Source organism: Sphingomonas sp. GC_Shp_5, from assembly GCF_026540855.1.
Lineage (GTDB): Bacteria > Pseudomonadota > Alphaproteobacteria > Sphingomonadales > Sphingomonadaceae > Sphingomonas.
This window is the reverse complement of sequence record NZ_JALNUP010000001.1, coordinates 134,540-153,642: the sequence shown is the minus strand read 5'-3', so window position 1 is coordinate 153,642 and position 19,103 is coordinate 134,540. Positions and strand designations below refer to the sequence as shown.

Annotated in this window: 19 protein-coding genes; 10 read left to right on the top strand and 9 right to left on the bottom strand. The window is 69.0% G+C overall.

Features of this window, described 5'->3' with window-relative positions:
- Window positions 1-76 precede the first annotated feature (76 nt).
- Window positions 77-1,252, top strand: coding sequence for a ribonuclease D (rnd, locus tag OXR60_RS00720; protein WP_267393578.1), 1,176 nt, complete (start codon window positions 77-79; stop codon window positions 1,250-1,252).
- Window positions 1,249-1,536 carry an I78 family peptidase inhibitor gene (locus tag OXR60_RS00715; protein WP_267393071.1) on the top strand — a complete coding sequence of 96 codons (288 nt, stop codon included), beginning with the start codon at window positions 1,249-1,251 and terminating at the stop codon, window positions 1,534-1,536. Before rnd ends, OXR60_RS00715 begins: the two co-directional genes overlap by 4 nt.
- On the opposite strand, the gene OXR60_RS00710 is transcribed toward OXR60_RS00715, so the two are convergent.
- The 4 genes from OXR60_RS00710 to OXR60_RS00695 all read right to left on the bottom strand — a co-directional run bounded on the left by OXR60_RS00710 (window position 1,523) and on the right by OXR60_RS00695 (window position 7,160).
- Window positions 1,523-3,022 (bottom strand): Ppx/GppA family phosphatase, encoded by a 1,500-nt coding sequence (locus OXR60_RS00710; protein ID WP_267393069.1) that lies wholly within the window; start codon window positions 3,020-3,022, stop codon window positions 1,523-1,525. The two genes, OXR60_RS00715 and OXR60_RS00710, sit on opposite strands and share 14 nt — an antisense overlap.
- Before the next feature lie 96 nt (window positions 3,023-3,118).
- On the bottom strand, window positions 3,119-5,284 hold the full coding sequence (locus tag OXR60_RS00705) for an RNA degradosome polyphosphate kinase (RefSeq protein WP_267393067.1): 2,166 nt from the start codon (window positions 5,282-5,284) through the stop codon (window positions 3,119-3,121).
- A complete protein-coding gene (locus OXR60_RS00700) occupies window positions 5,281-5,916 on the bottom strand; it encodes a chromosomal replication initiator DnaA (protein WP_267393065.1) in 636 nt (211 codons plus the stop codon). Before OXR60_RS00700 ends, OXR60_RS00705 begins: the two co-directional genes overlap by 4 nt.
- The gene (locus OXR60_RS00695) at window positions 5,913-7,160 is read right to left on the bottom strand and encodes a heavy-metal-associated domain-containing protein (protein ID WP_267393063.1); all 1,248 of its coding nucleotides are present in this window, start codon (window positions 7,158-7,160) and stop codon (window positions 5,913-5,915) included. The genes OXR60_RS00700 and OXR60_RS00695 overlap by 4 nt, the downstream gene beginning before the upstream one ends.
- 63 nt (window positions 7,161-7,223) lie before the next feature.
- Here OXR60_RS00695 and purM point away from each other — a divergent pair, with 63 nt between their 5' ends.
- From purM to OXR60_RS00675, 4 genes are read left to right on the top strand one after another with little or no spacing between them, the layout of a single operon-like run.
- Window positions 7,224-8,327 carry a phosphoribosylformylglycinamidine cyclo-ligase gene (gene purM, locus OXR60_RS00690; RefSeq protein ID WP_267393061.1) on the top strand — a complete coding sequence of 368 codons (1,104 nt, stop codon included), beginning with the start codon at window positions 7,224-7,226 and terminating at the stop codon, window positions 8,325-8,327.
- The gene (gene purN / locus OXR60_RS00685; RefSeq protein ID WP_267393059.1) at window positions 8,320-8,898 is read left to right on the top strand and encodes a phosphoribosylglycinamide formyltransferase; all 579 of its coding nucleotides are present in this window, start codon (window positions 8,320-8,322) and stop codon (window positions 8,896-8,898) included. The genes purM and purN overlap by 8 nt, the downstream gene beginning before the upstream one ends.
- Window positions 8,895-9,161, top strand: a complete 267-nt coding sequence (locus tag OXR60_RS00680) for an MmcQ/YjbR family DNA-binding protein (RefSeq protein ID WP_267393057.1) — start codon at window positions 8,895-8,897, stop codon at window positions 9,159-9,161. Before purN ends, OXR60_RS00680 begins: the two co-directional genes overlap by 4 nt.
- Window positions 9,158-9,745, top strand: coding sequence for a hypothetical protein (locus tag OXR60_RS00675; RefSeq protein WP_267393055.1), 588 nt, complete (start codon window positions 9,158-9,160; stop codon window positions 9,743-9,745). Before OXR60_RS00680 ends, OXR60_RS00675 begins: the two co-directional genes overlap by 4 nt.
- A 5-nt stretch (window positions 9,746-9,750) precedes the next feature.
- Here the strand turns inward: OXR60_RS00675 and OXR60_RS00670 are convergent, their stop codons facing one another.
- The 4 genes from OXR60_RS00670 to OXR60_RS00655 all read right to left on the bottom strand — a co-directional run bounded on the left by OXR60_RS00670 (window position 9,751) and on the right by OXR60_RS00655 (window position 12,803).
- Entirely contained in the window at window positions 9,751-10,272 is a 522-nt protein-coding gene (locus OXR60_RS00670) for a GNAT family N-acetyltransferase (RefSeq protein ID WP_267393053.1), read from the bottom strand.
- Complete coding sequence (ndk, locus tag OXR60_RS00665) at window positions 10,272-10,694, bottom strand: nucleoside-diphosphate kinase (RefSeq protein ID WP_267393576.1); 423 nt, start codon at window positions 10,692-10,694, stop codon at window positions 10,272-10,274. The genes OXR60_RS00670 and ndk overlap by 1 nt, the downstream gene beginning before the upstream one ends.
- A 130-nt stretch (window positions 10,695-10,824) precedes the next feature.
- A complete protein-coding gene (locus tag OXR60_RS00660; protein WP_267393051.1) occupies window positions 10,825-11,265 on the bottom strand; it encodes a DNA polymerase III subunit chi in 441 nt (146 codons plus the stop codon).
- Between the two features lie 68 nt (window positions 11,266-11,333).
- Window positions 11,334-12,803 (bottom strand): leucyl aminopeptidase, encoded by a 1,470-nt coding sequence (locus tag OXR60_RS00655; RefSeq protein ID WP_267393049.1) that lies wholly within the window; start codon window positions 12,801-12,803, stop codon window positions 11,334-11,336.
- A gap of 230 nt (window positions 12,804-13,033) precedes the next feature.
- Here OXR60_RS00655 and lptD point away from each other — a divergent pair, with 230 nt between their 5' ends.
- The 4 genes from lptD (at window position 13,034) to rsmA (ending at window position 18,613) form a co-directional block, all read left to right on the top strand.
- The gene (lptD, locus tag OXR60_RS00650) at window positions 13,034-15,313 is read left to right on the top strand and encodes an LPS assembly protein LptD (RefSeq protein WP_267393574.1); all 2,280 of its coding nucleotides are present in this window, start codon (window positions 13,034-13,036) and stop codon (window positions 15,311-15,313) included.
- Window positions 15,314-15,400: 87 nt separating this feature from the next.
- A complete protein-coding gene (locus OXR60_RS00645) occupies window positions 15,401-16,759 on the top strand; it encodes a peptidylprolyl isomerase (RefSeq protein ID WP_267393047.1) in 1,359 nt (452 codons plus the stop codon).
- A gap of 1 nt (window position 16,760) precedes the next feature.
- On the top strand, window positions 16,761-17,765 hold the full coding sequence (pdxA, locus tag OXR60_RS00640; RefSeq protein ID WP_267393045.1) for a 4-hydroxythreonine-4-phosphate dehydrogenase PdxA: 1,005 nt from the start codon (window positions 16,761-16,763) through the stop codon (window positions 17,763-17,765).
- Window positions 17,762-18,613: a 16S rRNA (adenine(1518)-N(6)/adenine(1519)-N(6))-dimethyltransferase RsmA gene (rsmA, locus tag OXR60_RS00635; protein ID WP_267393043.1), complete on the top strand. Its 852-nt coding sequence runs from the start codon at window positions 17,762-17,764 to the stop codon at window positions 18,611-18,613. The genes pdxA and rsmA overlap by 4 nt, the downstream gene beginning before the upstream one ends.
- On the opposite strand, the gene OXR60_RS00630 is transcribed toward rsmA, so the two are convergent.
- Window positions 18,597-19,097 carry a tetratricopeptide repeat protein gene (locus OXR60_RS00630; protein WP_267393041.1) on the bottom strand — a complete coding sequence of 167 codons (501 nt, stop codon included), beginning with the start codon at window positions 19,095-19,097 and terminating at the stop codon, window positions 18,597-18,599. The genes rsmA and OXR60_RS00630 overlap by 17 nt on opposite strands.
- Window positions 19,098-19,103 lie beyond the last annotated feature (6 nt).

The window sequence follows — 19,103 nt, the reverse complement described above, 5'->3', positions numbered from 1 at the left end:
CTAAAAGGATGAGGTGCGCCCTACCCTGTTCCATCCCCGCTTTGTCAACCCGCGCGAGCGCGCTATGGGCGATCGGATGCATATCCACCCGTTGATTACCGACAGCGCTTCGCTCGCCAATCTGTGTACCCGCCTGGCCCAGGCCGACTTCATCACGGTCGACACCGAGTTCATGCGCGAGAGCACCTATTACCCCGAACTGTGCCTGATCCAGATCGCGGACGTGAACGAGGCGGCGGCGATCGATCCGATGGCGCCGGGGCTCGACATGCAGCCGCTGCTCGATCTGCTCACCGACAATGAGGACGTGCTCAAGGTGTTCCACGCCGGCGGGCAGGACATCGAGATCATCTACAATCTCACCGGCAAGACCCCTCACCCGCTGTTCGACACCCAGGTGGCGGCGATGGCGCTCGGCCAGGGCGAGCAGATCGGCTATTCCAACCTGGTCGACAGCTGGCTCGGCATCGCGGTCGACAAGGGCGCGCGCTTTACCGACTGGGCGCGCCGCCCGCTCGACGAGCGCCAGATCGAATATGCGATCGGCGACGTCACCCATCTCGCGGTGATCTTTCCCAAGATGCTCGAGCGGCTGCGCAAGACGGGGCGCGGCGCGTGGCTCAACCAGGAAATGGAGCGGCTCGGCGACAAGGCCAATTACGCCAACGATCCCGATCTCGCCTGGAAGCGGGTGCGCATCTCCGGGCGCAAGCCCGACGTGCTCGGCCGGCTAAAGGCGCTCGCCCGCTGGCGCGAGCTGGAGGCGCAGGCCAAGGACCTGCCGCGCGGCCGCATCGTCAAGGACGAGACGCTGGGCGATCTCGCCGGCCACCCGCCGCGCAAGCAGGCCGATCTCGCCAAGGTCCGCGGCCTCTCGGCGACCTGGGCGAGCAACGACATCGGCGGGCGGCTGATGGCGGCGCTGGAGAATGCACCGCCGCTCGAGGGCGACGAGCTGCCGCCACGCGACGATCGCAAGCCGGGGCTCGGCAAGGATGGCTCGCTGGTCGCCGACCTGCTCAAGCTGCTGCTCAAGATCCGCAGCCGCGACATCGATGTCGCCTCCAAGCTGCTCGCCCGCGCCGACGAACTGGAGGCGCTCGCCGCCGGGGTCCGCACCGGGCTGCCGATGCTCGAGGGCTGGCGGTTCGACCAGTTCGGTCGCGATGCGCTCGACCTCGTCGAGGGGCGGCTCGGCTTCGCCGTCCAGGGCGGCAAGCTCAAGATGACGCGCACCGAGGACGGCGCATGAGCTGGCGGCTGCTGCCGCTGGTGGCGCTGGTCGGCTGCGCGCCGCAGCCCGCCGCGGTGGTGGCGCCGCCGGCGGCCGTCGCGCCGTGCGATGCTGCCGGGCTCCAGGAGTTGGTCGGGCAGACCGCGGATGAGGCGTTGTTCGCGACAGCGCTCAAGCGCAGCGGCGCCCGCAGCCTGCGCCGGCTTGGTCCCGACAGCGTGATGACGATGGATTATCGCACCGACCGGCTCAACATCGTGACCGGCGCCGACCACCGGGTGACGCGGGTCAGCTGCGGCTGATCGTTTCCACCGCCGGGCGGCGCTTGAGCGCCGCGGCGAGCGCGGCGTGGCGCCGCTCGACCGCCTCGGCATAAAGGCCGCGGTCCTCGTCGGGCAGGCGCAGCGTCAGGTTGCGGTCCGACAGCACCAATGACGAGCGCTGCAGCGGGCCGGTAAGCCCGGCGCTGAAGCGCTGGCCGAAACGCATCGCCAGGCCCCAGATGCTCGCCGCCTGGAGCTGCGGCTCGGCGAGCAGGGTCGGCAGCAGCGGATGGGCGGCGGTGGTGCCGGTGAGGCTGGTGTGCAGCGCCTGCGCCACCATCGCCCGGCCGGCGCCGTCGATCGCCACCCAATTGCCGTGCAGTGCCGCTTCCACCGCCTGCTCGTCGCGGAACTCGGGGTTGGCGCGCCAGCCGGCGTCGGCGAGCAGGCAGGCGGCGAGGCGCAGCCGCGCGGTCTCGTCCGGGTCGGCGAACAGCGGCGCGATCCAGCCATCGAGCATGTCGCCGAGATCGGGAAAGCGGCTGAGCACCCGCCCCTCCTCGCGAACGCCGACGATGAGCGGATCGAGCGCGCGGGTCTCGGCATCGAGCGTGCCGTAGAGCAGGCCCTCGCGCAGGCCGTAAGTGGAGGCGATCGCAGTGCTGCTGCCGAGCTCGCGCATCACCACGCCGAGCAGCGCGGTGGCGTCGCCGATCGCGGCGGCGCGCGCGGCGGACATGCCGGGCACCGCGCGCAACCGTGGCTTGGAAAGGTGCGATATGCTGCGGCCGAGCCGGGCGACGGTCGCCGGGCTCAAGGCATAACCGTGGATGATCGGTAGCGGATAGCCGGTGAGGCTCATGTCGAGCCGCGCCAGCGCGCGCCACGAACCGCCGACCATGTACAGCGGCAGCCCTTTGCCCCGCCCGGCCCAGCCCGCCTCGCCGAGCAGCCGGACGATCAGCCGCTCGAAGCCGGGACCGCGGTTGGCGCGCAGCGCGGCGATGCGCAGCACGCCGAGCGGGAAGGAGATGCGATCGGTGACGGTGCCGGCGACGACGCGCACCAGCTCGAGGCTGCCGCCCCCGAGATCGCCGACGATGCCATCGGCGTCGGGGATGGCGGAGAGCACGCCGAGGCCCGACGCGGTCGCCTCCTGCTCGCCGCTGAGCACCTCGACGGTGAGGCCGAGCGCGGTGGCGGCCGCGATGAACGCCGGGCCATTGGAGGCATCGCGCACCGCGGCAGTGGCGACGGTGCGCAGGCTGGCGTCCATCTCGCGGCCGATCGCGGCAAACCGGGCCAGCGCCCCCTGGGCGAGGCGCATCGATGCAGGGGTCATCGCGCCCGTCGTCGCCAGCCCGCGACCGAGCCCGGCCATGACCTTCTCGTTGAGCAGCATCGCCGGCAGCCGCGGATGGCCTTCATAGACCACCAGCCGCACCGAATTGGAGCCGATGTCGATGATCCCGGTGCGGGGCTGCGCGGCGGCCTGCGGTGGTCGTTTGCGGAAGAGCGTGGCCATCGTTTCAGCAATCACCGGGGCACGAGGGGTCGACAGGCCGCCTCCCTGCGGCACGCGGGCGGGCAGAACAAGCGCCGACCCGCCGGTTACCCCCGGCTATCGCCGCCGCCTCAGCGACAAGGTCGGCACCGCGGTGCTCGCGCCGAGCGACGCGCCGCGGCCCGACAGCGAGGGGTTGATCATGAAGTAGCGGTGGAGATTGAACGGCTTCTCGCCCGGCTCCTCGCGCACGTAGCGGCCGTCCGCCTCCAGCTCCCAGCTCTGTTCGTTGTCGATCAGATTGGCAACCATCACCTGATCGAGCACCTGATCGTGGACCGTCGGATTTTCCAGCGGCACCATATATTCGACCCGCCGATCGAAGTTGCGTGGCATCCAGTCGGCCGAGGAAATGAACACGCGGGCGCCATCGTTGGGCAGCGCCGCGCCGTTGCCGAAGCAGAAGATGCGGCTGTGCTCGAGGAAGCGGCCGATCACCGACTTGACGCGGATGTTGTCCGACAGGCCGGGAACGCCGGGGCGCAGGCAGCAGATGCCGCGGATGATCAGCTCGATCTCCACCCCTGCGTCGCTCGCCTCGTAGAGCTTGTCGATGATCTCGGGATCGACCAGCGAGTTCATCTTGGCCCAGACCGCGCCGGCACGCCCCGCCTGGGCATGGCCGATCTCGGCATCGATCATCTCGAGCAGGCGCTGGCGCAGGTCGCGCGGCGACAGGCTGACCTTGGCGATATCGGTCGGCTCGACATAGCCGGTGACGTAGTTGAACATCTGCGCGGCATCGCGACCGATGCGGGCATCGGCGGTGAAGAAGGACAGATCGGTGTAGATCCGCGCCGTGACGGGATGATAATTGCCGGTGCCGAAATGGCAGTAGGTGCGGAACTGGCCGCCCTCGCGGCGCACCACCATCGACACCTTGGCGTGGGTTTTCCACTCGAGGAAGCCATAGACCACCTGGACGCCGGCGCGCTCGAGCGCGCTCGCCCACATGATATTCTGTTCCTCGTCGAACCGCGCGCGCAGCTCGACCACCGCGGTGACCGATTTGCCGGATTCGGCAGCGGCGATCAGCGCGTTGATCACCGCGGGCTGCTTGCCGGCGCGGTACAGCGTCTGCTTGATCGCGATCACGTCCGGGTCGGCGGCGGCCTGCTTGAGGAAGGCGAGCACGACGTCGAACGTTTCGTAGGGATGATGGACGACGATGTCCTTCGCGCGGATCGCCGCGAAGCAGTCGCCCGCAAATTCGCGGATACGCTCGGGGAAGCGCGGCGTGAACGGCGGGAATTTGAGATCGGGCCGGTCCTCGTCGACGATCGCCTCGAGATCGCCGATGCCGAGCAGATTGCCGCTCTCGGTGATGATCGCCTCGCTGCCGCCGAGCGCCTCGCGCAGCACCTCGGCGAGATTGTCGGGCATGCCCGTCTCGAGCTCGAGCCGGATCACCCGGCCGCGGCGGCGGCGCTTGATGGCATTGGCGAAGTAGCGGACGAGATCCTCGGCCTCTTCGTCGATCTCGATGTCGCTGTCGCGCAGCACCCGGAAGGCGGCGGCGCCATTCATGGTATAGCCCGGGAACAGCACCGGGGCGAAGCGCTTCACCACCGCCTCGATCGAGACGTACCGCGCCGGCTCCCCGGGCAGGCGGATGAAACGGGGCGCGCTGGTCGGCAGCATGACCAGCTCGAGCACCGGCTCGCGATCATTGTCGCGGACCAGATCGAAGATCACCGACAGCCCCTTGTTGGGGATGAACGGGAACGGGTGGGCCGGATCCAGCGCCTGCGGGGTGAGGATCGGGAAGATCTGCTCGCGGAAATGGTCTTCCAGCCACGCCGCCGCCTCGGCATCGACCTCGTCGCGTCGGAGCACGCGCAGGTCGGCCTCGTCGAGCAGGGTGCGCAGGTCGCCCCAGACATGCTGCTGGCTGGCCATCAGCGCATCGGCCTCGGTGATGATCGCGCCGAGCTGCTGGGTGGCGGTGAGCCCGTCGGCGGAGCGGCGGTCGACGTCCTTGAGCTGCTGGCCCTTCAGCCCCGCCACCCGGACCATGAAGAATTCGTCGAGGTTGGAGCCCGAGATCGACAGGAAACGGAGCCGCTCGAGCAGCGGGTGCGCCTTGTTGCAGGCCTCCTCGAGCACCCGGCGGTTGAACGCCAGCCATGACAGTTCGCGATTGAAGTAGCGATCGTTCACCTCGGGAACGAAGGGATCGTCATCAGCGTCGGGCAGATGGGCGAGGTGAGCTGGGCGTGTCATAAATCGGTCGTAGGAAACAACGATTGCGATTGCATGACGATCCCTGCGTCCGCCAGCACGGTCCGCGCGAGCGGTATCGACAGGCGTTTGCGGCTCTCCAGCACCGCCTGATCGAGCGCGTCGACCACCCGCTGGATGGCGATGTGGCTCCGCTCGACCCGCAGGGTCAGCCAGTCGACCAGGTCCGGCCGGGCATCGAGCCCGCGGCGCAGGAAGAGCTGGCCGAACAGCGCGTGCATCAACTCGTCGTCGGGCGCGGTGATCGCGGCGTGCGGGCTGGCGGCCAACCGCGAGCGTAAGTCCGGGAGCTTGACGCCCCAGGCGGGCGGCAACGCATCCGCGACGATCACCAGCGGCCGATGCTCGGCCTGCGCCTGGTTCCAGGCATGGAACAGCTGCTGCTCGGGTACGCGCTCGGCATCGTCGATGATGGTGCCGCCACTCTTGGCGGCGAAGATGCGCGCGAGCAGGCTGCGCCCCGACTTGCGTGGGCCGGTGAGCACGGCGGCCATCACCGGCCACGTCGCCCAATGCTCCAGCGTATGCGCGGCGCGGGCGTTGGACGGGGTGATCAGGAAGGCCTCGTCGCGAGGGTCCGCCGGCCAGCCGAGCGGGAGCGCGAGCTGGCTCATCCGGCGGGCTGGGCGTCGGCCGGGATGTTGGGCGGCAGCAGCTGCGGTGCACGGCGGATGCGCAGCGTCTGCCCGCTGCCGAGCACCTGATAGCCGCGCGACTCCAGCGCCGCCTTGAGCACCGCGGGATCGCCATCGAAGGTGACCCGCATGAGCGAGACGCCGCCGAGGGCGAGGCTGGTGGTGGAGGCGGTGCGGACGCCGAGGATGCCGCGCACCAGACCTTCGGTATTGGCGACGGTCGCGGCGCTCGGCGTGTCGAACTGGACCGTAATCGGGATGCCGACGGCAGCGCCGGACAGATCGCCGACGATGTCGGTGAGGCTGTCGTTACCCAGATCGGGCGCGCTGTCGTCGACCACCGGCTCGGGCGGCGGCGGCGGCGACAGCGTGGGATCGACCCCGAGCACGCCGCTGCGCAGCGCCTGCTCGAACAGGTTGTCCATCCGGGCGACCCCGGTGTCGAGCAGCTTGGGCAGACCGGCGGCATTGTTGACGCGCAGGGTGAAGCTGCCGACCAGTTCATTGTCAGGCCCGTGGCGCGCCTGGAACACGCCGATGACCGGACCGCCGGGATAGGTGCGATAGAGCCGCACCACCGGGATCAGGATGTCCGCGGCGCCATATTGATCGATGATCGTGCGCCACCAGCCGCGCCCCGGCCGCGCGATCTGGCCGGCGTTGAGCAGCAGCGAATCGGCACCGTTGCCGGACGGACGGACATAGTCGACGCTGCTGTTGCCGGTGCGGTAGCGTGCCCAGGCCTCCTGCCACTCGCTGCGCTGCTCGAACACCGTCTCGACCCCGGCCGACACCTGGAGCGGCACCAGCAGCATCGGCCGCGAGCGATCCGAATAGGCGCTGATGCCGAGCAGCGAGGCGGCGCGGGCGCGATTGAACAGCACCCCGAGCCGGGCGATGTAGCGATTGGGACCGATCTGCTCATTCTCGACGACGATGCCGGAGACGAGCTGGTCGAGCGTACCATCGGATACCAGGCCACCCCCGCCGCCAAGACGATTGGAGAGCTGGACCCACGCCTTGCGCTGGGCGACCCGCCAGCCTCCGAGCCGCGCGGCCTCGGCGGTCTTGCCGGCGACATCGACGGTGACTCCGGTGACTTCGTAGCTGCTACCGCTGTCGACGGGCGCGACGCCACGGCCGCCCTCCATCTGGGCGATCGCGCCGGCGCCGAGCAGCAGCGCGGCGAGCGCGAGCGAGGTGGACAGGGTACGGAGACGCATCGTCAGGCCTTTTGGCGAAGCAGGCGTGGAAATCCAAGCGCGATATGTCTAGCAGGCTCGACCATGACCAACGATCGTCGCAACGCGCCCTACACCTATGCCGATGCAGGGGTGTCCATCGCCGCCGGCAATGCCCTCGTCCGTGCCATCGGACCGCTCGCCAAGGCGACCCGCCGTGCCGGGGCGGATGCCGATCTCGGCGGCTTCGGCGGCTTCTTCGATCTCAAGGCAGCGGGCTTTGTCGATCCGCTGCTGGTGGCGGCGAATGACGGCGTCGGCACCAAGCTGAAGCTCGCGATCGACTGGGACCGGCACGAGGGTGTCGGCGTCGACCTTGTTGCGATGTGCGCCAACGACCTGATCGTCCAGGGTGCCGAGCCGTTGTTCTTCCTGGATTATTACGCGACCGGCAAGCTCGAGAGCGGGATCGCCGAGCGGGTCGTCGCCTCGATCGCGGAAGGCTGCAAGCAGGCCGGCTGCGCGCTGATCGGCGGCGAAACCGCGGAGATGCCCGGCATGTATGCCGACGGCGACTATGACCTGGCCGGCTTCTGCGTCGGTGCGGTGGAGCGCGACAAGGTGCTGACCGGGCAGACGATCGCCGCCGGCGACGTCATCCTCGGTTTGGCCTCGTCCGGCGTCCATTCGAACGGTTTTTCGCTGGTACGCCGGCTTGCCGCGGACAAGGCCTGGAAGCTCGACCGCCCCGCCCTGTTCGATTCGGATCGGCTGCTGATCGACATCCTGATGGCGCCGACGCGGATCTATGTCGCCAGCCTGCTGCCGTTGCTGCGCGAGCGCGCGATCAAGGGGCTGGCGCACATCACCGGCGGCGGGTTGCTCGAGAACATCCCCCGCGTGCTCCCTGACGACACGCATGCGGTGGTGGATGCCGACGCCTGGGAGCAGCCGCGGCTGATGGCGTTCCTCCAGGCGCAGGGCGGGATCGAGCCCGAGGAGATGGCGCGGACCTTCAACTGCGGGATCGGCATGGCGGTGGTGGTCGCGGCCGACCAGGCGGAAGCGGTCACCGACGCCCTGACCGCGGCGGGCGAGACGGTGTTCGCGATCGGGCGGATCGAGGCCGGCGCGCGGGGCTGCACCGTCAGCGGCTCGACCGAGACCTGGAGCGCGCGCGCCGACTGGACCGCGACCCATCATGGCTGAGACCGCCGCCACGGCTACCGAGGCCCCCAAGCGGGTCGGGGTGCTGATCTCGGGCCGCGGCTCGAACATGATGGCGCTGGCCGAGGCCGGCATTCCCATCGCGCTGGTCGCCTCCGACAAGCCCGACGCACCCGGACTGGCCTGGGCTCGCGCGCACGGCCTTGCCACCTTCGCGCTCTCGCCCAAGGGGATCGGCAAGCCGGTGTATGAGGAAGCGATCGACACCGCGTTGCGCGAGGCCGGCGTCGAGGTGATCGCGCTGGCGGGCTACATGCGCCTGCTGTCCGACGAATTCGTCGCCCGCTGGCGCGACCGGATCGTCAACATCCACCCCTCGCTGCTGCCCAAGTACAAGGGGCTCGATACCCACGCCCGGGCGATCGCGGCCGGCGATGCGAGTGCCGGCTGCTCGGTCCATGTCGTCACCGAGGAGCTCGACGGCGGCGCGGTGCTCGGCCAGGCCGAGGTGCCGATCCTGCCCGGCGACACGCCCGACGCGCTCGCCGCGCGGGTGCTCGACCAGGAACATCTGCTCTACCCTCGCGTGCTCAAGGAGTTCGTCCGCCGATGACCGATCCGCTGTCCCGCGTCCGCGCCATCGCGCTGCTGCTTCCCGACACCGAGGAGCGCGCATCAGCCGACGGCCCCGGCTTCTTCGTGGCGGGCACCCGCTTCGCGCAGCTCGCGGACGCGCAGCTGCTGGTGCTCGGCGACGATGGCGACCAGGCGATCGAGCTCGGCGACGACGCCGACTGGACGCTGATCGAGGACCGGATCGCGCGCGGCTGGGAACTGGCGGCGCCCGAGGCGCTGCTCGAGGCGGGCGGGCGATGACCGAGACCGCGGATCAGGCGCGCACCCGCCGGCGGTGGGTGACGCTCGCCGAGGTGGTCGCGGTGGCGGGCGTGGTGATTGCTGCGCTGACGCTCTATTCCAACTGGGCGGACCGCCGCGCCGATCAGGCCGAGCGCGTCGCCACCGCGACGAGCGAGGCGCGCGACAAGGCGCGGGTGGATCTTACCGGCACCGTCGAGGCCGGCGGCGAGCGGATCACGCTGCATGACGCCCGCCACGACCTCTCCGACGTCACCGTCGCCTTTCCCCAGGCGCTCGGCGTATCGCAGCAGAGCCCGGCGGATGCGGCAATCGACTCAAGCTGGTTCAAGTCGGCGATGCTCAAGCTCACCGACGGTGGCGCCGACGATCGCACCGGCCGGCTGCCGGTGCTGGTGACGGTGCGCTATTGGGTCGGCGACAGCGCGCGGACCGCGACCTCGATCCAGGACGTGGTGTGGAAGACCGAGGGCCGGCGCCTACTCGGGCGTTCGTTCAAGCTCGAAGGGCTGCGGCTGCGTCAGCGTGGCGGGACGCCGGCGGCGCTCGAAGCGGCCTGGGCGAAGGAAAAGCCGACAAGCTGATCGCGCTACAGCGGCCGCGCGTAGATCAGATCGTCGTGCAGCGTCTCGCCGACGCGATATTGGCGGGTGCCGGCGACCGCAAAGCCCTGGCGTTCGTAGAAGGCGCGGGCCCGCGCGTTGCCGGCATAAACGCCGAGCAGCAGGCGGCGGTGACCCGCGGCGCCGGCATCGGCGACCGCGCGGGCCATCAGTGCCGGGCCGAGACCGGTGCCATGGGCAAGTTGGAGCGTGTAGATGCGGCGCAGCTCGATGTCGCCGGGCGCAGCGGCGATCGGCAGGTCTGGCGCGGTGAGCACGGTATAGCCGACCGGGGCGGCGCCGTCGGAATGCTCGGCAAGGGTGACAACGCTTAGCGGATCGTGCGCCCAGGCGGCAAAACACCCGATCGAGCTGTTGCGCGCGAGGTGGGCGATGATATCGGCGCCGGCGAGAACGCCGGCAAAGGCCTCGAGGAAGCTTGCCCCCGCGACCAGCGCGACCGCGGGTGCATCCTCGGGGGACGCACGCCGCAGCCGCCACTCGATCATCAGCCGACGATCTCTTCGGGCTTGAAGAAATAGGCGATCTCGATCGCGGCATTCTCGTCCGAGTCCGAGCCATGGACCGAATTGGCCTCGATCGACTCGGCGATTTCCTTGCGGATCGTGCCGGCGTCGGCATTGGCGGGGTTGGTGGCGCCCATGATGTCGCGATTGCGCTGCATCGCATTCTCGCCCTCGAGCACCTGGACCACGACCGGGCCAGAGATCATGAACGAGACCAGATCGTTGAAGAACGGACGCTCGCGATGGACGGCGTAGAAGCCTTCGGCCTGCTCGCGGGTCATCTGGATGCGCTTGGACGCGACGACGCGGAGGCCGGCGTCTTCGAGCATCTTGGTGACCGCACCGGTGAGGTTGCGGCGGGTGGCATCGGGCTTGATGATCGAGAAGGTACGGTTCGCGGCCATGATGGTCACGGGCTCCTGTTTTATGGGCTGTAGTGAAGTGGCGCCGCCCTAGTCGCGGGGGGCGGGCAATGCAACATCGCGGCTCCCGGCCGCGAGGGACGACGCCATGGTGGCGGCCAATGATCGCCGATCAGGCGGCCTTTTCCCAGCGACCGTCGTCGCCCTGTTTCCAGTAGCGGCGCTCGACGCCGTCGTGCCCGCCGAGCGCGCGCCAGGCGTGGCGCGCCTGCTCGATGTGCTCGTCCTCGAAGAAATGGAAGGCGCGCTCGAAGCCGAGCGCCTCGTCGCGCCAGGCGCCGTCGACCAGCGCGACGTGGCGGGCGGCGTTGGCGGAACCGATGTCGGGCGACAACAGGATCGGCTGCGCGGCATCGTCGCTGGCGCCCTGCTGTGCATGGGGCAGGAAGCTGTCCGCCTGGTAGGTCCAGAGCAGCCGATCAAGTGCGGCGCGTTGATCGTCGCGCGTGCTGACGATCAGCAGGCGGTTGCCGGTCTCCACCACCTTGGCGGCGATCTGCGGCAGCGCGCGCTCCAGCGGGGTGACGGTGAGATGGTAAAAGTCGACCTGCATCGCCTGCCTCTTATCGTCCCTCGCCCATGTTCGTCATCCCGGCGCAAGCCGGGATGACGGCTGGGGACTCAGCCCTCGAAATTGTCGGCGATGAAGCGATCGAGCAGGCGCACGCCGTAGCCGGTCGCGCCCTTGTCGTGGGTGGCGCCGGCCTTGTCGGACCAGACCATGCCGGCGATGTCGAGGTGCGCCCATTTGACGCCCTCGTCGACGAAGCGCTGGATGAACTGCGCCGCGGTGATGGAGCCGGCGCCGCGCGGGCCGATGTTCTTCATGTCGGCGATCGGCGAATCGATCATCTTGTTGTAGGCGTCGGACAGCGGGAAGCGCCACAATTTGTCCCCCGTCGCCAGCCCGGCGGCGAGCAGCTTGTCGGCGAGGCCATCATCATTGGCGAAGACGCCGCCATATTCATGGCCGAGGCTGACGATCATCGCGCCGGTGAGCGTGGCGAGATCGACCACCACCTGCGGCTTGAAGGTCCGCTGCGTCCAGGTGATCGCGTCGGCGAGCACCAGCCGGCCCTCTGCATCGGTGTTGAGGATCTCGATCGTCTGGCCGGACATGGAGGTGACGACGTCGCCCGGGCGCTGGGCGTTGCCGTCGGGCATGTTCTCGACCAGCCCGCAGACGCCGACGACATTGACCTTGGCCTTGCGCGCGGCGAGCGCCTTCATCGCGCCTGCGACGGCGCCGGCGCCGCCCATGTCCCACTTCATGTCTTCCATGCCGGGCCCGGGCTTCAGCGAGATGCCGCCGGTATCGAAGGTGACGCCCTTGCCGACAAAGGCGACCGCGGGATCACCCGCCCCCGCCCCGTTCCAGCGCAGCGCAAGGACGCGCGCCTCGCGTGGGCTGCCCTGGCTGACGCCGAGCAGCGACCCCATGCCGAGCTCGCGCATCGCCGCCTCGTCGAGCACGGTGATCTCAAGCCCGAGCCCCTCGACATCGCGGCGGACCCATTCGACGAAGCTCTCAGGGTAAAGGATGTTCGGCGGCGCCGCGACCAGCGTGCGGGTCAGCGCCAGACCACGGGTGATCGCATCCTGCGCTACCCATGCGGCATCGCTGCCCTCCGGCGCGCCGGCGATCGAGATCACGCCGAGCGTCGGCTTCTGCTTCTCGGGCAGCTTGGTGCGATAGATGTCGTAGCGCCACGCGCGCTGCGCGGCGGCACCGGCAAAGCGCGCGGCGGCCTTAGCCGACGGCTTGGCGGCGGCGATGTCTGCAACGACCTCGGTCGCGCCCGAGGTGAGCAGCTTGGCGGTCAACGCGCCGCCCGCCTTTTCCCAATCGACCTCGCTGCCGGCGCCGACGCCCAGCAGCAGCAACTGGCGGGTGGTGCCGCCAGTTTGGACGAACAGCTCGACGAGCGATCCTGCCTCGCCCTCGAAGCGCTGGGCCTTGGCAGCGGCGGTGGCGAGCGCCTGAGCGCCTTCCTCCAGCCCGGCCCAGCTCGTGCGACCGGCGTCCTTTTCCACCGCAAGCGCGACGATCGGGGCTTCGGGAGCGACGGCGGAGACGAAACGGATTTCCATGGATCAGCAACCTTGCGAGCGGGCACGAACGCGCCGCTCTACGGCAGCGGCGGGAACGTGCAAAGGACAGAGAAAAAACGCAGTGCAGCCATAACGATGCGCAGCCGGAAACGTCGCATCGCACCGCGCGGTGATTGCAGCCGCGCGCGGGTGGTGCGATAGGCGGACAATGGGGTGCCGTTCAGGGCGGTGCCGGGGTCATGCGCTTAAAGGTGGTTCTGACAATCGTGCTGCGTTTCGACCTTCTGGCCGGCTGCGCCCTGCCGCTCGCCCTGCCCCTCGCGTTGATCGCCGCGCCGGCGGCCGCGCAGGACCTGCAGGATCGCGCCACCCCGCCCCCGCCCGTGTCCGATCCCGCGCTGGCCGCCGCGGCCACGCCCGATGCGGCGGTCGCGCCCGAGAACAGTGAGCAGATCCGCTTCAGCGCCGACAGCCTGGATTATGACACCGACGCCGACATCGTCACCGCGACCGGCGAGGTGCGGATGTTCCGCCAGGGCGACCGGCTGCGGGCCGACAAGGTGGTGTGGAACCGCAAGACCGGGAAGGTCGTCGCGACCGGCAACATCGCGGTGACCAATCCGGCCGGCGACGTCGCTTATGGCGACACCATCAATCTCACCGATTCGCTCAAGGACGGCGTGGTCGAGAACATGCTGGTGGTGCTCGAACAGGGCGGCCGGCTCGCGGCCGAGAAGGGCACGCGCGAGACCGACGGCACGCTGGAGCTGACCGACGCGGCCTATACGCCGTGCGCGGTGCAGGGCTCGACCGGCTGCCCCAAGGAACCGTCGTGGAAGATCACCGCGGTGCGGATCACCTACCGGCCCGACAAGCAGCGGATGTATTATGGCGGCGGGCGGTTCCACCTGTTCGGCCTGCCGACGCTGCCGCTGCCGAGCTTCTCGCACCCGGTGGGCGGCAGCGCCGAGAGCGGCCTGCTCAGCCCCAACATCCGCTACGACCGGGTCAACGGGCTCGAACTGGTAACGCCCTATTACATCCGGCTGGCGCCGAACAAAGGCCTGACGCTCACCCCGCACCTGTTCAGCGCGGTGCTGCCGCTGATGCAGGCGCAATATGAGCAGCTCGACGACACCGGCGCCTTCCGCATCACCGCTTACGCCACCGACAGCCGGCGCAGCGACGATCTCAACAGCACCGACACCGATACCGAGCGCGCGTTCCGCGGCTATATTGACGGCATCGTCCGCTATCAGCTGACGCCGGGGTGGAGCATCAGCGGCTCGCTGCGGATTGCCACCGACCGCACCTTCCTGCGCCGCTACGACATCTCGCGCGACGACCGGCTGCGCAGCACCGCCAGCCTCGAGCATATCGACACCGACAGCTATTTCTCGCTGACCGGCTGGTATGTGCAGACGCTTCGGGTCAACGACAGCCAGAAGGCGCAGCCGATCGCCATCCCGGAGATGGATTATCGGCGACGGTTCACCGATCCCTGGCTCGGCGGCGTCGCGCAGATCCAGCTCAACACGCTGGCGCTCACCCGCATCGACGGCCAGGACACCCAGCGCGCCTTCGCCGAATTCGAATGGGACCTGCGCCGCCTGACCAAATGGGGCCAGGAGGTGACCTTCACCGCTTATGCGCGCGGCGATCTCTACAACACGCATGACACGCTCGCGACCGACGTGGTGAGCTACCGCGGCAACGAAGGCTTTGAACAGCGCGCGATCGGCGCGCTGTCGATGGACGTCAAATGGCCGTTCGTCGGCGAGTTCCTCGGCGGCACCCAGCGCTTCACCCCGCGGGTGCAATTCGTCGCCTCGCCCAAGATCGCCAACCTCGACGTGCCGAACGAGGATTCCCGCGCGGTGGATCTCGACGATTCCAACCTGTTCGCGCTCAATCGCTTCGCCGGCTACGATCGGTTCGAGGACAGCTCGCGCGTCACTTATGGCGCCGAATGGGCGGCGAACCTGCCGGGGATCAGCGTCGATACGGTGGTCGGCCAGAGCTATCGCGTGTCCACCCGGCCCACCATCCTGCCCGACGGCACCGGGCTCAGCGACCGCTTCTCCGACATCGTCGGCCGCGCGGATATCCGCTTCCGCGACTTCGTCTCGTTCACCGGCCGCTTCCGGCTCGACAAAGACAGCCTGGCGGTGCGCCGCAACGAGGTGGATCTCACCCTGGGATCGCGCAGCACCTATGCGCTGGTCGGCTATCTGCGGCTCAACCGCAACATCCTGCCGCAGGTAGAGGATCTTCAGGACAGCGAGGAAGTGCGGCTCGCCGGGCGCGCCCAGTTCGCGCGCTTCTGGTCGGTGTTCGGCTCGACGGTGATCGATCTCACCGACAAGGCCGAGGACCCGCTGTCGCTCGCCGACGGCTTCGATCCGGTGCGTCACCGCCTCGGCGTCCAATATGAGGACGATTGCCTGCGGCTGGGGCTCACCTGGCGTCGCGACTATCGCAACACCGGCGACGCCAAGGCAGGCAACAGCTTCCTGTTGACGCTGGCCTTGACCAATCTCGGCCGCTAAGCGCTAGCGTAACTCAGCTGTGGTTCAGCTAATCTGGGGCAATCCGGCCGGCCTGCGCGCTGGCGCGATTTGGGGTAACGGAAAAACGTGACGCATCGTATTCGACCGGCAGCCCGGCTGGGCCGCGTGATGGGGTGGGTAGCGCTGGCGGCGCTGGGCGGCGGCGCCGTGGCGCAGACCGTGCCGGACCAGAGCGTTCCCGACACCAACCTCGACATTCCTGCCAACCTGCAGATCTTTGGCAAGCTCGACCCCAACATCCGCAAGCCAACCGCGGTGGTCAACGACACCGTGATCACCGGCACCGATGTTGACCAGCGCGTGGCGCTGATCGCGGCCGCCAATAATGCGACGCTGACCAACGAGGAGCGCGACCGGCTGAAGATGCAGGTGCTGCGCCAGCTGATCGACGAGACGCTGCAGATCCAGGAAGCCAAATCGGCCGAGATCACGATCACGCCCGACGAGATCAACCAGAGCTACGCGCGGATCGCCAAGAACTTCAACCGCTCGCTCCCCGACATGAGCAAGTTTCTGCGCGCCAGCGGCTCGTCAGAGCGCTCGCTCAAGCGCCAGATCGAGGGTGAGCTCGCCTGGCAGCGCTACCTGCGCAAGCGGGTGGAGCCGTTCGTCAACGTCGGCGACGAGGAAGTGAAGTCGATCATTGATCGCCTTCAGGCGGCTAAGGGCACCGACGAGTATAACCTCAAGGAAATCTATCTCGGCGCCAACGACGCCAACCGGGCGCAGGTGCTCGCCAACGCCAAGCAGATCATCGGCGAGATCCAGAAGGGCGCGCAGCCGTTCGAATATTTCGCGCGCAGCTTCTCCGAGGCGTCCACCCGCGGGGTCGGCGGCGATCTCGGCTGGATCAGGCTGGCAACGCTGCCGCAGCAGCTCTCGGACGCGGCGACGCAGATGCAGGTCGGCCAGGTTGCCGGCCCGATCGAGACGCCCGGCGGCTATTCGATCCTCTATCTCACCGACAAGCGCACCGTCGGCAGCGCCGATCCGCGCGACGCGCGGCTCAGCCTGAAGCAGATCACCGTTCGCTTCCCGGCGGGCACCACCCAGGCGCAGGCACAGGCGCGCGCCGCCGAATTCGCCAAGACCGCCTCGGCGATCCAGGGCTGCGGCACCGTCGAGAAGGTCGCCTCGACGATCAACGCCGAGGTGGTGGACAATGATTCGGTGCGGATCCGCGATCTGCCGGCACCCCTCCAGGAGATCATGCTCAAGCTGCAGATCGGCCAGTCGACGCCGCCGTTCGGCTCGCCGCAGGAGGGCATCCGCGCGCTGGTGCTGTGCGGCCGCGACGATCCGCAGGCGAGCGCGCTGCCACGTGCCGACCAGATCCAGGGTCAACTCGAGCAGCAGCGCGTCAACCTGCGCGCGCAGAGCAAGCTGCGCGATCTGCGTCGCGATGCGGTGATCGAGTATCGCTGAGATGACGGGGACGACCGCCCCGCTTGCGGTATCGATGGGCGATCCTGCGGGCATCGGCCCCGAGATCATTGCCAAGGCCTGGGGCGTGCGCGGACTGCATTCGCTGCCGCCGTTCGTCGCGGTGGGGGATCACCGGGCGATCCTGCGGGTGTGGTCGGGCCCAGTGCAGCCGGTGAGCGGGCTCGACGAGGCGGTGCGCGTGTTCGACAGCGCACTGCCGGTGCTCACCGTCGAGGATGCCGGCGAGATCGTTCCCGGCAGCCCCGATGCCGAGGGGGCACGCTGTGCACTTCATTCGCTCGAACTGGCGGTCGGGCTGGTGAAATCGGGCGCGGCGCGAGCGCTGGTCACCGGGCCGGTATCCAAGGCGCAGCTTTATGCGATCGGCTTCACTCACCCGGGCCAGACCGAATTCGTCGCCGAGCGCTGCGGGATCGCGGGCACCAATGCGGTGATGATGCTCGCCGGCCCATCGCTTAGGGTGGTGCCGATCACCACCCATGTGCCGCTCGGGCTGGTCTCCTCGTTGCTGTCGGTCGACCTCGTTGTCGCCAAGGGCCGGGCGACCGCGCGTGGCCTTACCCGCAACTTCGGGATCGAGGCACCGCGGCTCGCTTTCGCCGGGCTCAACCCGCATGCCGGCGAGGGCGGCGCAATCGGGCGCGAGGAGATCGACATTCTCGAGCCGGCGATCGCGTTGCTGCGCGCCGAGGGGATCGACGCGATCGGGCCCCTTGCTGCCGACACGCTGTTCCATGCCCGCGCGCGCAAGCAATATGATGCGGTGCTGTGCTGCTATCACGATCAGGCGCTGGTCCCGCTCAAGACGCTGCACTTCGACGAAGGCGTCAACATCACGCTCGGCCTGCCGATCGTGCGCACCTCGCCCGATCACGGCACCGCCTTCGGCATCGCCGGTACCGACCAGGCGCACCCCGGCGCGATGATTGCGGCGATCGCGATGGCCGGCCAGGCTGCCGAGCGGCGGGCCAAGGCCGGATCGTGACCGACACGGCGCCGCAGGGCGCATCGCCAGGCCCGCTCCCGCCGCTGCGCGAGGTCATCGCCCGCTATGGGCTGTCAGCGAGCAAGGCGTTGGGACAGAACTTCCTGTTCGACGGCCAGTTGCTGGCGCGGATCGCGGCGGTGCCGGGCGACCTCCACGACGCCGAGGTGCTGGAAGTCGGCCCCGGCCCCGGCGGGTTGACGCGGGCGCTGCTCGCGGCGGGCGCGAAGGTCACCGCGATCGAGCGCGACCGGCGCTGCGTTCCGGCGCTCGAGGAGCTCGGCGCGCACTATCCCGGCAAGCTAACGCTGATCGAGGGCGACGCGCTCGAGGTGGATGCTCCTGCCCTGTTCGCCGGCCGGCCGCATATCGTTTCCAACCTGCCCTATAATGTCGGCACCGCGCTGCTGGTCGGCTGGTTGACCGGTGGCTGGCAACCGTGGTGGCAGTCGCTGACGCTGATGTTCCAGAAGGAAGTCGCCGAGCGGATCGTCGCCAGCGCCAATGGCGATGCTTATGGCCGGCTGGCGGTGCTCGCCCAGTGGCGGTCAACGGCACGGATCGCGATGCCGGTGCACCGCTCGGCCTTCACCCCGCCGCCCAAGGTAATGTCGGCGGTGGTACACATCGAGCCAGCCGAGGCGCCCGAGGGCGTCGCGGTCGCGCTGCTCGAGCGGGTCACCGCCGCCGCCTTCGGCCAGCGACGCAAGATGCTGCGCCAGAGCCTCAAATCGGTGCCCGGCGCGCTGGCGGCACTCGACACGCTCGGCATCGATTCGAGCCGCCGCGCCGAGACGCTGAGCGTTGCCGAATTCGTCGGCGTCGCCCGGGCTATTCCGGCGTCTTAGCCGTCTTGCTATCGGCCTGCGCGGTAGTGATCGGCGGGCCCTTGGCGATCGCCGCGGCGAGCTGGGTCGCGGCCGAGCAGTTGGTCTTGCACAGGGTGCGGATCTTGGCGAGATTGCCCTTGGCGAGGATCACCGCGCCCTTGGCGACCAGCGCCTCGCCCTGCCCCTGCAGCGCGGCGATATCATTGGGTTCGAGCGCCAGCGCCTCACGATAGAGGCGGATGGCCTTGCCGGGCAGCCCGCGGGTTTCCGCCACTTCGGCGAGCACGACGTAAGCCTGACGGTTGCGCGGATCGACCGCGACCGAGGTCTCGAGCAGATCGGTGGCGCCATCCAGATTGCCCGCTGCCTGCGCCGCGCGGCCTTGCGCCAGCAACTGCAGCGAGCGCGCGTCGATCTGGTCGTCGGCGCGCTGCGCGTTGAGCGAAGTTGAGACGCAAACCAGGGTCAGCGCGGCAGCAAGGGCAACGGACGTAACGCGCATGAAGGT

Bases quoted from the DNA above. Each gene is read 5' to 3' on its own strand.
- OXR60_RS00630 (WP_267393041.1), bottom strand. From the start codon at position 19,097: ATGCGCGTTACGTCCGTTGCCCTTGCTGCCGCGCTGACCCTGGTTTGC.
- OXR60_RS00675 (WP_267393055.1), top strand. From the start codon at position 9,158: ATGACCGAGACCGCGGATCAGGCGCGCACCCGCCGGCGGTGGGTGACG.
- OXR60_RS00680 (WP_267393057.1), top strand. From the start codon at position 8,895: ATGACCGATCCGCTGTCCCGCGTCCGCGCCATCGCGCTGCTGCTTCCC.
- OXR60_RS00705 (WP_267393067.1), bottom strand. From the start codon at position 5,284: ATGACACGCCCAGCTCACCTCGCCCATCTGCCCGACGCTGATGACGAT.
- OXR60_RS00700 (WP_267393065.1), bottom strand. From the start codon at position 5,916: ATGAGCCAGCTCGCGCTCCCGCTCGGCTGGCCGGCGGACCCTCGCGAC.
- OXR60_RS00695 (WP_267393063.1), bottom strand. From the start codon at position 7,160: ATGCGTCTCCGTACCCTGTCCACCTCGCTCGCGCTCGCCGCGCTGCTG.
- pdxA (WP_267393045.1), top strand. From the start codon at position 16,761: ATGACGGGGACGACCGCCCCGCTTGCGGTATCGATGGGCGATCCTGCG.
- purN (WP_267393059.1), top strand. From the start codon at position 8,320: ATGGCTGAGACCGCCGCCACGGCTACCGAGGCCCCCAAGCGGGTCGGG.
- OXR60_RS00670 (WP_267393053.1), bottom strand. From the start codon at position 10,272: ATGATCGAGTGGCGGCTGCGGCGTGCGTCCCCCGAGGATGCACCCGCG.
- OXR60_RS00715 (WP_267393071.1), top strand. From the start codon at position 1,249: ATGAGCTGGCGGCTGCTGCCGCTGGTGGCGCTGGTCGGCTGCGCGCCG.
- OXR60_RS00710 (WP_267393069.1), bottom strand. From the start codon at position 3,022: ATGGCCACGCTCTTCCGCAAACGACCACCGCAGGCCGCCGCGCAGCCC.
- OXR60_RS00660 (WP_267393051.1), bottom strand. From the start codon at position 11,265: ATGCAGGTCGACTTTTACCATCTCACCGTCACCCCGCTGGAGCGCGCG.
- purM (WP_267393061.1), top strand. From the start codon at position 7,224: ATGACCAACGATCGTCGCAACGCGCCCTACACCTATGCCGATGCAGGG.
- rnd (WP_267393578.1), top strand. From the start codon at position 77: ATGCATATCCACCCGTTGATTACCGACAGCGCTTCGCTCGCCAATCTG.
- OXR60_RS00655 (WP_267393049.1), bottom strand. From the start codon at position 12,803: ATGGAAATCCGTTTCGTCTCCGCCGTCGCTCCCGAAGCCCCGATCGTC.
- ndk (WP_267393576.1), bottom strand. From the start codon at position 10,694: ATGGCCGCGAACCGTACCTTCTCGATCATCAAGCCCGATGCCACCCGC.